Source organism: Candidatus Nitrospira salsa (assembly GCF_965152625.1).
Genome location: NZ_CBCUCO010000002.1, coordinates 468,076 through 481,486, shown reverse-complemented (window position 1 = coordinate 481,486; position 13,411 = coordinate 468,076). Strand labels below are relative to the sequence as shown.

At 45.4% G+C, this 13,411-nt stretch carries 10 protein-coding genes; 4 read left to right on the top strand and 6 right to left on the bottom strand.

Annotated features, from left to right (window positions below; all coding sequences use genetic code 11):
- Position 1: 1 nt before the first annotated feature.
- The 4 genes from ACWQXP_RS04010 to ACWQXP_RS03995 all read right to left on the bottom strand — a co-directional run bounded on the left by ACWQXP_RS04010 (position 2) and on the right by ACWQXP_RS03995 (position 5,449).
- Entirely contained in the window at positions 2 to 694 is a 693-nt protein-coding gene (locus ACWQXP_RS04010; protein WP_454061554.1) for a hypothetical protein, read from the bottom strand.
- Positions 691 to 1,623 (bottom strand): hypothetical protein, encoded by a 933-nt coding sequence (locus ACWQXP_RS04005; RefSeq protein ID WP_454061553.1) that lies wholly within the window; start codon positions 1,621 to 1,623, stop codon positions 691 to 693. The genes ACWQXP_RS04010 and ACWQXP_RS04005 overlap by 4 nt, the downstream gene beginning before the upstream one ends.
- A gap of 249 nt (positions 1,624 to 1,872) precedes the next feature.
- The gene (locus ACWQXP_RS04000; protein WP_454061552.1) at positions 1,873 to 4,578 is read right to left on the bottom strand and encodes a hypothetical protein; all 2,706 of its coding nucleotides are present in this window, start codon (positions 4,576 to 4,578) and stop codon (positions 1,873 to 1,875) included.
- A 115-nt stretch (positions 4,579 to 4,693) separates the two neighbouring features.
- Positions 4,694 to 5,449 (bottom strand): DUF6531 domain-containing protein, encoded by a 756-nt coding sequence (locus ACWQXP_RS03995; RefSeq protein WP_454061551.1) that lies wholly within the window; start codon positions 5,447 to 5,449, stop codon positions 4,694 to 4,696.
- Between the two features lie 552 nt (positions 5,450 to 6,001).
- On the opposite strand from ACWQXP_RS03995, the gene ACWQXP_RS03990 reads away from it, so the two are divergent.
- From ACWQXP_RS03990 to queG, 4 genes are all read left to right on the top strand, one after another.
- Positions 6,002 to 7,855: a tetratricopeptide repeat protein gene (locus ACWQXP_RS03990; protein ID WP_454061550.1), complete on the top strand. Its 1,854-nt coding sequence runs from the start codon at positions 6,002 to 6,004 to the stop codon at positions 7,853 to 7,855.
- A gap of 152 nt (positions 7,856 to 8,007) precedes the next feature.
- On the top strand, positions 8,008 to 8,676 hold the full coding sequence (locus ACWQXP_RS03985; RefSeq protein WP_454061549.1) for a hypothetical protein: 669 nt from the start codon (positions 8,008 to 8,010) through the stop codon (positions 8,674 to 8,676).
- A 139-nt stretch (positions 8,677 to 8,815) separates the two neighbouring features.
- Positions 8,816 to 9,157 carry a hypothetical protein gene (locus tag ACWQXP_RS03980; protein ID WP_454061548.1) on the top strand — a complete coding sequence of 114 codons (342 nt, stop codon included), beginning with the start codon at positions 8,816 to 8,818 and terminating at the stop codon, positions 9,155 to 9,157.
- A gap of 45 nt (positions 9,158 to 9,202) precedes the next feature.
- Positions 9,203 to 10,213, top strand: coding sequence for a tRNA epoxyqueuosine(34) reductase QueG (queG, locus tag ACWQXP_RS03975; RefSeq protein WP_454061547.1), 1,011 nt, complete (start codon positions 9,203 to 9,205; stop codon positions 10,211 to 10,213).
- An 8-nt stretch (positions 10,214 to 10,221) separates the two neighbouring features.
- Here the strand turns inward: queG and ACWQXP_RS03970 are convergent, their stop codons facing one another.
- A complete protein-coding gene (locus tag ACWQXP_RS03970; RefSeq protein WP_454061546.1) occupies positions 10,222 to 12,651 on the bottom strand; it encodes an endonuclease MutS2 in 2,430 nt (809 codons plus the stop codon).
- A 160-nt stretch (positions 12,652 to 12,811) separates the two neighbouring features.
- Positions 12,812 to 13,270, bottom strand: coding sequence for a hypothetical protein (locus tag ACWQXP_RS03965; RefSeq protein ID WP_454061545.1), 459 nt, complete (start codon positions 13,268 to 13,270; stop codon positions 12,812 to 12,814).
- Between the last annotated feature and the right edge of the window lie 141 nt (positions 13,271 to 13,411).

Genomic DNA, 13,411 nt, shown 5'->3' with positions numbered 1-13,411 from the left:
ACTAGAACTCTCTGAGTTTTGATATTTTGTGGATGTAGCGTGATAACGTCCCGAAAAAAATAAGCAACATAATGCCAAACATTGATGGCATGAAGCCCCACGTGATTTGTCCGCCAATGAGCGTTTGGGCAGAGGTTTTAACTGATGTAGACATCGCCGGCGACGCAATGGAAGCCGGTTCAAGTAACCAGTAAAACCCCAAGGTTTCGACCGAAAACACCCTAAGTGATTGAGGTGACAGACTCCCGTCAATCACCGCATCGATCATCAAGGACTGTGGAAGACGTTTTTGCCATTTCCCATTGACCTGTTCCAATAAAGTGACAGTTTCGGACAATCCCCTCGTATAGACTGTGACACGTTGGACATGAATCCTGACCATATCAGGCGCAGTCAGGAGTAATGTCATGTGTCCTTCTGATGTCGTGAGTTCACGAAGAATGATATGCCCTTCTTCGAGACCTGGGGCATATAGTGTAACCATCGCGACCACCCCGAACTTAGATGGTCGTGCAATCCAGAGTCTTCCTGATTTTTCTAACTCAAGGAATTCACGAGTGGCTGTCGATGAATCCCCTTGTGTGAAAATCGGTCCAATATTGGACATACCTCCCATGGTGGCCATGGCAAAAGAAGTGAAGGAGAACATTAGAAGACCGATCACTCCTCCCATTTTGAATGCTTTCATTTTCATCGATATTCTCGGCGAGCGACGGACTCGATGGCTTTTTTGGGTTGTCCCTGAGCATCATACAAACCCCAATGCCCTTCGGCTTCAGGTTGCTGTTCCAATTCATGTTTCCATGGTTGATCAAACGCTTCAAAGTACACAAATTTGATCCCCGTAGAATTTAATTCACTAAAAAATGCTTTCTGCATATCTTCACCTTCCGGGTGAGAAGTTAAAGTCGGGAGCCCCGTTTCTTTGAGAATGATCTTTCTTCCCGTTGTGGCCTCTAGATAATCAACGCGTGCTAACACCCAGTGAACAGCTTCTTGAAAATGAGTTTTCCCTCCCCAAAAAGGGTGGGTATTCGGAAAAATCCAGTCGGAATGTTTCCACAACCATTCCCGGTACGGTCCCTCAAGATAGCTATCAATGGGTTCCCCCGTAGTAACTGGTTTTCCTGTCTCCTGCCGTAGCTCTGACATTTTTTCTTCTAGTTCTCCAACGGTATAGCGCAGGAACAAGAGACCTTCATTTCCTAAACAATATCCATCCACGAATTCTCGCTGGGCCACGGCATTACGCCACTCTTCATTTGAATAGATATCCCAAATCCCCATAATCACCATGCCTGAAAAACCTTGTGCTCTCGCAATCTTGGGAATCGAGCCCATTGCACCACGTGCTCCATAGGTCACGAGGCTTTGAAACCCCAATTCATGGAGCTGTTTAAGCTCCTGCGTAATTTGGGGAACGGCCGCTTTTCCGAATTCTGATCCTGGAAAGAAGCCGCGAGGTTGATAGGCAATGCCTGGAGGTCGAAAAGCTTGAATGATTTTCTCTTCATTGGAAGAAGCGATGACTTCACTCCCAAATAAAAGAATAAAACATAATGAGACAAATCCAAGAATCCTCCAGAGGAACTTTATGCTGAATTGAGACCATAACTGGTGCATAGTTATTTTCCAATTCATATCAAGAGCAGCATTCGAAAAACATATTGTATAGGTACATAAAACGAGAAAAGAGTGAGTATTGAAAGTATCTCTGGCAGATAGCTTCAGGCAGTCCTTGCGACTCAACGCTTTAGCATGCACATTTTTCAGTCATCGTACCCATTCATTATTAGTTACCTAGCTAAACGCCAAAAGCGTGGCTCAAAAAAACAACCAACATGAACATTTCATCAAAACATCGAAAGCAAATTACGACTTCGTTTTTGTTTTTTCTCCAAACCACACGTCATCTAAGTACAACGTGCTGGACATTTGTTCCCACTCGAACACGACTTGGAATTCTTCAAGGTGGGTTAAATCAACGCCATAATCCGCGAAATCCTTAAGAGGGATCGTTACCCATTGCCATTCAGTGGTAACCTCTTGATAGTGTTCAAGATCGACACTCCATCGAAAGTTGCCATCATCAAGATAGATATTAGGCTTCTCACCTCCCTGCCCACCTCGTATGCGAAACGTGACCTGAGTACAACGCGAACAGTCGATGCCGCCGAGGTGAGTTTCCCAACCTGCATACGTCAAGAGATCGCTGGCATAGGCATTGATTGTTCCGATGTTGCCACCATACGAAAGTCGATATAAACCATTGGGAGACCCCCGGGTATACGAACCGTTCACTGCGGCAACACCTTTTGCAAAGGTTCGATGTTGGCCGCCCAACAGGTTTTTCCCATGCCATTCCTCAAAATTATCAACATGGAAAGTCTGAACATGACGATGAAACTGTATGTCATCCAGGAGGATTTTTCCTTCCGATTGTCTGTCATGAGCAAATGAAAAACTCAAATGTTCGATTTTTTTCAAATGTAGCTCAGAACCAAATATCGTTAATGGGATCATCACGGTTTCCCAGTGCGTCTTGAGAGTCCGGGATAGATAAGTGCTCAAAAGTATTTTTTGTTCATTCCCGAGGGAATCACGGAGCCCGATAAATAGATCTTGACTCTTTTCAAGACTCTTTGTCGAAAAACTCAATGCATGAAAACCTCGGAGATCAAGGTTGGGGAATGTAGTCACATACCCACTGAAAGATTTCGGTCTCGAAACATCATAGGAAAGGGCTAATGAATGTCCACGACCGGATGCATCATCGGGATCAAAGTCTATTCGAATATTACCGCCATCGTCTCCAGAAGAACTTTGAAATCCTGAGAATGGACCTCCAAGGTGGTTTCGTTCTTTTTTCTGATTAAACGTGTCGACGACAATCGTCGCATCACTCGTACGCAACCCCGTTTCAAGCTCTCGACTAATCATAAAATTATCTATGTAGTAAGTAGCTCCTGAAGGATTGTGACCAAATTGAAGTTTCATATAGCCAGGCACATCCCAATCAGCCATGATCAATTCTTCGACAATGACATTTCCCGTTTTTGTTCGTAACATGTCATACAAATTCAATTGAGCTGTATGCCATTTATCATCAGCCAAAATTCCGTGAACACTCCCAATATCGGCGATATTTACTCGCTTGCGTTTAAGTTCCATTGGATCATCAGTTAGCCCCACCATATACCAGCGCCCGGAGACTTTAGCGAAGAAGTTGGTTTTCACCTCTGGCTCCATTCGATAATCAAACTCAATAACCGGGAATTCACGAACATCAAATGGTGTTGTGCTCACATTGACTGCAAAGTTTCCTCCGAAATTATTATTCACAATTTTGAGAGCTTGAGTGCCATCAAAAGTTGATGACTCATCGAGACTGACCGTGGCTCCAACCTCACCATCGCGATTCGACCATTGACCCATACCGTTTTCGAAATTCTCTTTGACAAGATAATGTCCAGGGTTTTGTACGTTGTTCACTTTGAGGAGGGGGGAGCCTGATGACTCAACAAGAATGGTATGTGCCCCCTCTCCCACGCGATTAGTCAACATAACAACATAGAAAGCATGCAACTTCTTCACACGGGTCTGCAGTCTTCCACCACCACTCGCTCTCTGAAAGGTTGGAAGGTGAATCCACTCGTTCATGGTGTTGTCGTACCCGTAAATAGCCATTCGGGTCATACCGCCACTCTTGCGGACTTTTGGAATCTTCATCTCCAAGATCACATCCTTTGTAAACCGCTCACTCGGTTCTTTGACCTCATAAACCTTCCCAATGGGCTGCCTGTCTTCTGCCGTCGTGCTAGGGGCATGAACTGCAGATTGTATGAGAATTAGCCTAAAGGGTGCAGTCATGGCCTGCTCTGGCACAAACAACTTCACATGTTCGTCTGGACTTACCACGCGTCCACCCCAGGCATTAGGAATGACATTTGCCACGTGAAGTAAGACTCGATCTTCAACTGTCTGGCCGTCCAACGATGACACCACCAATCGAACGGTATACGTCCCTTTAAAATTAATCGGGTGATCTTTGGGGTGTGTAGGAAGATAGACATAATTCTTAAGCCCTGTATCCCAGGTGGCAAGATTGCCCTCGATAGAGAGATCAGCCGACAAATAGAGTTGCTTGGGAGAAATATGTTGTGTTTGAGGGATTGTTGACGTTTCAATAACGGTCCAATCCGTCGGGTCTTCGCCTTGACCATACTCCACACGATACTCTTTAAAGTTTTCGCCATAGGCTCGACCAAAAATCGGAACATTGGCTCGAACGAGTGCAGCATGACCTGGAATTAGGATTTCGCCAACCAACCCATTCACCTCTTGAGAGAGGGGGCTGGACGTTCGAACCGCACGACCTTCGGTCGGATTCTGAATAAACGTCGGATCTGCACTGATAATATCTTCTTCACAGCCACCACTTAGCGCACATGGAAAACCATCCTCTTGAAGATCATCCCTCACACTTGCAGGCGACAGGCGATCTTGCGCTAAAACAAAATGACCGCAAAACAATACAAAGATTATCAAAACCGAAACTGTCATTTGAAAAATTTTCATCGTAGACCTTCTGACTTTTTAGCACCCTGAACAAGATCTCCTTAAATCTGAGCCAAGCGCAAGGCTTGCCTTCTTTATTCACAAAGGAAAATACGGTCTTGTCAGTTTTGTCATATTACGGAAAAGTGACCCCAACAAGATGACTTTGTCGATCATAACTATACGCACTGATAATACCCTCAGCATTGCTTACTGAGATTAAATTACCGATGTCGTCATGTTTATATGTGGCAGAACGGCCTTGCCCATCCCTGATGGATGTCAGGCGATGAGTTTCGGGATCATAATAAAACGTGATAACTTTTCCCTCCGCGTCACTGATAGACTCCAAATATCCGTCAGCCCCATACGCAACCGATAGAGCATTTCCATATTGATGTCCCTGAATGTGAACTAAACGGCCTTTTTGATTAAATCCATATATCACTCCGGTTTCATCATGGAGCGTGTGAGTCCCATCACCGTTTTGCTTTATGACACGAGGCGTTTCTTCTTTTGAAATAAAAGTGCCTCGTTCTGCAAGGGTAAATAGCGTCGATGAACCATTGGCGTCAAAAAGCTTTAATTGGTTATCAGAAGCATTTCGTATATGCATCAAATAATTGTGCGTCCACCGCATGCCAATTGGACTGTCAATACGCGCATTTGAGATATAGCTTCTTACCACTTCTATATTAGTCCCTTCCCCTCGAAAACCAATATCCACCGCAGCCTCTTTCCCGAAATGTCCAACCCACCATCCATACTGCTGGCTTGTAACATTGTCCGATCCTTGACCTTGCAACTTCTCACTCGGCGCACAACTGTTTGTGCCGACAACCGTCAGAATGAAGACCCACACCACGAGATGAAAAGAGACTCGTCTGCACACAAAAAATTCCTTGTTCCACCGTCTGCACCTCACATGTCGAATATGCGCAATTCCTATTAAAAGTGTTCAAAATGCTTAAAATAGTATACGGGGCAAAACAATAGGATTACAACCGCGCAAGCTTGTCAAAAAACCTTGCAAGAACAGTACATTACGACATAAAACTGCCATTGGTGTGGCCGGCGATTACTCAGAACCTGACTGGAGATAACCTTCTCGCCACCGAGAAAAATCTGACAAGCCCGATGCGACGATACAGACTTATTGTCAATTTGATTATTTCGATTACCGTGAGGTAAACTCGGTCGTTTTGCGCTGAAAATGCAAGTTATGACAAGTTATCTGACGTTTGTGCCCAATATCTTCAACTGAAAGATCTCCGACTCCACAGTGTTCTGTTAGGAAATTGAAAAGCTGTTCCACCATTTTCCTAACTTTGTTAAAAAACTATCATTCTTCATCGAGTACTTGGCACACTCTCTCTTACTATTTCTCATACTTTCATGACATCGACGAATGTGAGGACCGATTTAAGTGAAGGAGGAGAACATTTTGGCTAACAACCTGATGCACCTTGAATTCGACAAGTCGATTTGGTCGAGCAAGAAACCGAGCCTTTCGATCTGGAAAACGAACAGCTTACTCACCATACTCTGTCTACTCTGCTCGTCCCCAACCCTTGCCTTAGCTGCAGAGCGCATTGACCCCTATGCGTGTGGGTGGTTTGCAGGAAAAATTCCTGCTACCGAATACCAAGCCGAAATCGAAAGCCGTCTCGTTACCCCACCGGCAGAAGATTCTCCCGAGTACCCTTATCGACTCTGTATCATCGCCGAACTGATGAAGAGAACTGGAGATCCTCGAGCAACATCATACTATGAACAGGCCATTCAACTACACCCGGAAGAACCTGCTCTCGAACTCATCTATGGAGAATATTTGCAGTGGTTACGTGGCGTCCGTCATGGAGGATTGGCCATGGATGCCAGAGAGCACTATCGCCGAGCTCAAGAAAAAATTGCCAACCTAAAAGCACAGGAACGATGGGGGGCAAGAAACGATGCAAAAACCAGCGATGATTTAAAAAAGTCTCTCTTTTACCTTAACCAAGCCAACGGAATAGGTTTATCTTTCGGTGGCAACGACCCTTCTGTCTTCTTCAGTACCATCACCGAAGCTCGGAACGATACAGTTGCATTTGATTATCAATGGGTCGATAGTCGAGACTTAAATGGTGAAGCGCTCTTTGCGCAAAGTGTTCTGCGTAGAATGCTTTCCAACGGTGAACTCGATGCTCTCGCCCGCCAAAAATTGGGGTTGGTGACTTCCAATCGCTTGCGATTTCAGCCTGGACAACTCCGCGCATTTGACCTCACGTATCGCTACCTTCGGTTTAATGACTCAAAGATTCCTGATTTCAACGATCCAACACATTTCGTCAACGATGTCGGCCATGAAATTGGAGCGGGTATTTCCGACGACTTTCAACTCCCCTATGGATTTGATCTGTTTGTCAAGGCCGCGGCACAATGGTCACGTCGCACCACGCCAGCATTGACCTTTCATGCACGAAAAGAAGACGTACAACGATATGACGCCATTGCCGGTTTATCACGCCTCATCGGGGAAGGGAAAATCGTTGGTGAATTTCAATTCACACATCAAAATTGGGATCCGGGCTTCAATTGGGATGATATCAATTCGTATAAAGGAAGCATGGTCTATCAGTCACGCCTTTTTGGGCCAAATAGACTGACGCTCAACGGATACTTTGTGTTCCAGGACGTCGATCCCAGTCAAACGTTCCCTGACAATGACAACCAACGTGCGATTGTCACGCAAGCCGCCTATGCATTCGACGTCCCGGACATTCTCTTCGGGCGTTACATTTATGAAGGAGAAACGTTTGGTGGATTTATAGAAGAAATTACGCTTATTGCTTCTGGGAACGAAGTAAAAAGGCAGGAGTTTTTCGGCGGGCTGACACTCCGACGCATCGAATTCTCACCGGCCCTCAATCCATTTGACCTGACCTTCCGCAGTTCTTACTATGAGAGTGATGTGAAATTCGACTCCTCTCAAGACCATACCCAATGGAGAAACCAGCTCACTGTAGTCTATCGGCTCGTGGAAAATCCACAAGTTCAGTGGCTCCCTGATAGAAGAAAGGCCATCCAACCAGCTTTGCTCAATCTTGAAGTCCCCATCCGTCACGATTCCTCAATCGAAGGGTTGAGAGAATTTGCCAACTATCGCATGGGTCTGCAATTAAAAGGCGATTTCATCTTTACTCGAACGAGGGTGCCATTTCCATTTTATGGCACCGTGGGATATGCCTTTGAGAGATTTTATCATCTCAAAGAAAATTTCCACATTTTCCTCTTCCGTCTTGGAACCGGCTTCTAACCCCTGAAAGACGCTATGACCTAGAAACCTACGTGAGCTAGAATTGACAATGTCATTCGACACTTTCCTCCTTACAAGAAACTCATATTCAGGCTTTACGACTGGTATCTACGGAATATAAAATTCCCCATCGGCTCCTCAGTGACTACACCATGCTCAAACTTCCACGACCGAGTTACCATTGCGTTATCGTGTCATACTCACGGTATAATTTGCACCATGATCGTATTAAGCAAATAGCCTTCAAATGGTTTCTGATGGGTATCGGCGTGCTCAGTTTCAGCCTTGCCGGATGCACCTCAAATTTGCGATGGGTTACCGAAACTCAATTCATATCACCAGCTTGCATACCCGACCGTCTCCCAACTTGGGATGATTTCTCTAGAAAAGATCCTCCCTCTGCGACTCCCTCTGCTCAAACAGCGATTCGATTTCTTTTAAATGATACGCCACCGCATCTCATCGCAAAATTTGATCAACAATATTCTTGGGTCAAACCGAAGTCGGCAGATCCGTCAAATCCGGCCGAATGGATCGCATCAGAACGATTGCTTGCACACGAACAGTTACACTTTTTAATCAGCTGCTTATTGGTCCGGCAAGCCAATCAATCTTTACAACCAGAAGACAATCCTCAAAAGATGTTAGAGCTTGTGAAATCTGTCGCACAGCGGATTAATGTCCAATATGACCTCGACACTAACCATGGGACGGATGACGAAGCGCAAAAGAACTGGGAAGCTCATGTGCAAGAACAATTTGAAGACGTGACGATCCAACCAAAGCGAACACAAGTGAATCTTTCACCTTCTCCTCACTAACCCATTGGATTTCAGTAATAATAGTGTGTGTAAAACGCCAATGTATGAACAAATTCACGAAGACATGATTCACTAGAAGAAGGATTATCAAGTGATCTTTATAAGACCGAGAGCGTTACTAATTATCGTGTGTATCAGTATGGGTTTCCTCATATTCCAGGCAAGCTCATTACGCGAGGCATCCGGGCAAACACGAACGGAAACCAATTGTAATATTGGCATGCTCAAAGACCAAGCCAGTAGTCGTTGTCAGGTTCCGATTCCTTCAAGTTGCACCGTTGCGAAACGTCCAGGATTCGACCAATCCTGGGCTGACATCTCAAAAGGGGGCACAATCAATTGCCGGTTCGATGAACAAAAAACAGATTGGGAAACGACGATTGTGGGAACTTGTGATACCTGCACGAGCGATCAATGCTCTGCACGCTTTAGCGTAATGTTGAATTGTGGCAGTACACATCCTCCTCCAACAATGCAATAATGGACCGATGAACTTTTTACTTTTCGGTGCAATGAAAGTGCCTTGATGTCCCTGACGGAATCCATCAAACAAGAGGCGTCTCGGTTAGGGTTTGATGCAGTCGGCATTGTTCAAGTTTCACAGTCCCTTCCATCAACAGATCAACATCCTTCACCGATTGAAAAGCATCACTCTTCTGTCACCTCACAGCTCTATGATCGTCTTATTAATTGGCTTGAATACGGTTTTCAGGCTTCAATGGAATGGATGGGCCATTTGCCTGAACGTCGAAGTCACCCCAGTATGGTGTTGCCAGGATGTCGATCCATTATCTCAGTCGGTCTCAATTACTATACCGACGTTCAAGCCGATGAATGCGAGGGTAATGGTCGAATCGCACGATATGCCTGGGGAAAAGATTATCATAATGTGTTCAAGAAACGGCTGAAACAACTTGAAGCGTTCATTCAGACCCTTGCCCCTGCGGCACAAACAAAATGGTATGTGGATACCGGGCCGATTATGGAAAAAGCATGGGCACAAGAAGCGGGCCTCGGATGGATAGGCAAGCATTCAAACCTCGTCTCATCTGAATATGGATCTTGGCTGCTTCTTGGAGAAATACTGACTACCCTGAATTTAGAAGCGGATTCTCCAGGAACTGACTTATGTGGTTCCTGCATGCTTTGTATCAATGCCTGCCCGACTGGAGCCATTGTTGAACCATATGTTGTCAATGCGGAAACATGTATTTCGTATCTCACCATTGAATATCGTGGAAACGAAGATCAACTTCCGGCGAAACTCAAAAAACAAATCGGCAATCGAATCTTTGGATGTGATGATTGCTTAGATATCTGCCCCTTTAACCACAATCAAGTGGAGACCAACGAATCAGCATTTCTTCCTTCCTCAGTCACCATCAGCCCTAATCTTTCGTCCTTGCAGGCCATCACAAAAGATGAGTTCAATGAGAGGTTTCAAGGAAGTCCTATTCGGCGCGCAAAACATGAAGGGTTCGCACGCAACCTTCACATTGCCCAAGGGAATGATTCTCGTACATCTCAAAGGCCATAGGAGTCGGACTACCGTAATTCAACGACCGTCACCCCGTCTCCCCCCTCTGCACGATCACCCGTTCGAAATGTCGCGACATATGCTGACTCAGCAAAATAGTCTCTCAACGAAGCTTTCAATTTTCCGGTTCCATGTCCATGGACAACAAGAACAGAAGAAATCCCCTGTATCATGGCTTGATCGAAGGCCGATTCCGTTGCTTCTACCGCTTCATCAACGGCCTTGCCTCGGAGGTCCACCTTAAAAGAAGGCGTGACGATATGAGCAGTACGTTGCTGGGGGGAGGCTTGAGGAAGACTCTCCGCTTGCCGATGTGGTCCTCGTACTGACTTCAGTGAGGTTGGCTGTTGAGGTGATGTGTGTGAATGATCGACACCGTGCAAGAGACTGGCATCGACAGAAATCACTTTCCCTCCCACACGAACCTTCACTCGTGACTTCTCCTCAGCACGCTCTAAGAGAATCCCGGTTGTCCCAAGATTTTTGATTTCAACGACATCCCCGACAGCAACAAGATGAAGAGGAATGGATTCCTCCGCCGTGAGTAACATTTGGCTTTCTCGTTGGAGGGTACTGATGCTCTGATGAGTGGATCTTGCAGTGGTTAAGGTTTGATCTTTTTTGAAGTTTTCAATTACCTCATTAATCTTTCGTTTGACTTGGGAGAATTCTGTCTGAAGGTTTTTTCGAATCTTTTGACGTTCTTGTCGCTCAGACTGACGTAACCGATCTTTGGTGTCACGCATTTCTTGATGGTATTTTTCAGCTTCGACTCGTAAAGTTGTGGCCTGAGTCAGTTCTTGATCCAATCTCAGTTTTGTGTCTTGCAACTGTTGAAACACCCCCTCAAGATCTTGCTCTTGGCCCTGTACCAACTCTGACGCATGGGCCAAAATGCGAGAATCCAATCCTAGCTGTCCGGCAATTTCAATTGCCGAAGACCCGCCTGGCAAACCTTCAAGAAGTCGATACGTGGGTGCGAATGTCTTCAGGTCAAATTCGTGACTCGCATTGACAAAGCCGACTTTTCGTAACGGAAGTGTCTTTAAGGAATGATAATGAGTCGTGACGACGACTCTCAATCCTCGTTCATGGAGACAGCAGAGAAGGGCTTCGGCAATTGCTGCTCCTTCAAGTGGATCTGTGGCATTCCCAATTTCATCAAGTAGCACGAGTGAGGCTGGCATTTCACCCTGCGAAGATGGTTGGGTTTCCTTCAAGAGGGCGATCATGTTGGTAATATGTGCTGAAAAGCTCGATAAATCCCGCTGTAAATCCTGTGCATCTCCAATATCTGCATACACTCGTTGAAAGATTCCCATCTCAGAACTATCGAGACATGGAAGATGAAGTCCAGTACGAACCATCAACGCATACAGACCAAGAAGTTTGAGGGTGACAGTTTTTCCTCCCGTATTAGGACCGGAAATAATATAGATGTTGTTATCGTCTGTCAGATGAATATCATTGGGGACGACACGCTCTTTATTGAGGATAAGCAACGGATGACGGGCCTGCTTTAAGGCGATATGTTGTCGAACATTCAATGTCACCGGATTTGCGCTCATCTTGATGCTCAGACGGGCTTTGGCACCCAGGCTATCCAGGCGTTGCAAAATTTCAAAGTTGTGTGAAAGAGAGGAGACATGAGTCGCCACCATGCCAGAAAGATCTTGCAGGATACGCGCGATCTCTTGCTTAACCTGAAGATCGGCAATTTTGATGGAATTATTGAGATCAATGAACTCACGCGGCTCTAAAAAGACCGTCGCACCACTACCGGAAATATCATGAACAATGCCGGGAATCTGATGTTGCATCTCGGCTTTTACAGGAATGACATATCGATTTTCACGTTCAGCAAAATACTTCCCCTGAAGTAACTCTTCATGTTCATGAGAAGACAGTAAGCGCTCAAGACGTTGTCGTATCCGTTGTCGATACTGATGAAGGTTCTGCAAGAGCTGATGCAATTCAGGACTCGCCGTCTCTCGGATATGTCCTTCATGATCCACACATTGAACAATCGCGTTATAGACCCACACAAGAGGCTCAAGCTCTTGGACCAGGGCGTGAATGATGGGGCATGATTCCTCAAAAACATCAAGCGTTTCGACAACTTCCTGGCACAAACCTAACATGACGGAAATATGAAACAGTTCAAGACCTTCAAGCTGGGCACCCTTAGACGCTCGCTCAAAGATTTCTTGTATATTTTCAAAGGCTAAGATGGGAAAAGGCGTCGAACTTTCCAGAATGAGGCGCATCTCTGTCGTCTCTTGTTGCCGAATGATGGCAGTGTCGAGGGATGTTTCGAGGGGTAACCGTTCGCAATATTCAGCTCCCACTGTAGATTGAGCGTGCGATGCCAGAGCGAGCAGAAGTTTGTCCCATTCCAGAACACGTTGTGCTTGAAACTGAAAAACGTCGGGTGACATACGAGAGAGTGTACTATGTTTGATAGTCAAAGATGTAGAGCACGACAAGGATGATCAGTCTATTTTTCACAGATGCAAAAATGGCTTGATATTCAACGAATGACCCACGTCTTATAAGACCAGGAATGAAAACGAACTTGGAAGCGTGGGTAATGTGCTTTTATTTCGAAGGTGGTGACTGAGGAAGAGATTGATTGAGATCCTTCAGGGTCCTGAGAATACTTTCGCGGACATCTTGCCATGTATGCTCACCGCTATTGCGTAACTTCTCAACCTTTGAAAGGAGATCAACTTTTTTATCTTTGAGTGTTTCCAACTTTTCATTCAATTGCGACTTCGTCAATTCTTGAAAATCCGTACTTTTTTCTCGCAACGTTTGCACTTTCCCTTCTAAAAGTTGCAATTGCTTTCGTATGTATCGTTCAAATTCCTGTTTGTCTTTCATGGCCGCGGCAAGATTGTGACCAAGGGCATCCGAGAGACCTTGCTTCGGGGCCGTTGGAGGATTTTCAGCGGCATGGACGGGATACAAATCTCCATACACATGGAGTGAGGCGATAACAAAAAATATACATGTAAACTTCATGATGACTTGGGGTCTTCCAGCGGGTTCTGCCATAATGCGACTCACAGAAGATACAAGATGACCGACATATTTGTATCGTATCACAAGGACTCAAAATTTTACAGACTGAGATACGTATCAAGATTATTGAATCGTACACGTTCTAATTGTTAGATGATGTCATTTGAGAAAGGT

Coding starts and splice junctions, on each gene's coding strand:
- ACWQXP_RS04010 (WP_454061554.1), bottom strand. CDS start 694: ATGAAAATGAAAGCATTCAAAATGGGAGGAGTGATCGGTCTTCTAATG.
- ACWQXP_RS04005 (WP_454061553.1), bottom strand. CDS start 1,623: ATGCACCAGTTATGGTCTCAATTCAGCATAAAGTTCCTCTGGAGGATT.
- ACWQXP_RS04000 (WP_454061552.1), bottom strand. CDS start 4,578: ATGAAAATTTTTCAAATGACAGTTTCGGTTTTGATAATCTTTGTATTG.
- ACWQXP_RS03985 (WP_454061549.1), top strand. CDS start 8,008: ATGCTCAAACTTCCACGACCGAGTTACCATTGCGTTATCGTGTCATAC.
- ACWQXP_RS03980 (WP_454061548.1), top strand. CDS start 8,816: ATGGGTTTCCTCATATTCCAGGCAAGCTCATTACGCGAGGCATCCGGG.
- queG (WP_454061547.1), top strand. CDS start 9,203: ATGTCCCTGACGGAATCCATCAAACAAGAGGCGTCTCGGTTAGGGTTT.
- ACWQXP_RS03970 (WP_454061546.1), bottom strand. CDS start 12,651: ATGTCACCCGACGTTTTTCAGTTTCAAGCACAACGTGTTCTGGAATGG.
- ACWQXP_RS03965 (WP_454061545.1), bottom strand. CDS start 13,270: ATGGCAGAACCCGCTGGAAGACCCCAAGTCATCATGAAGTTTACATGT.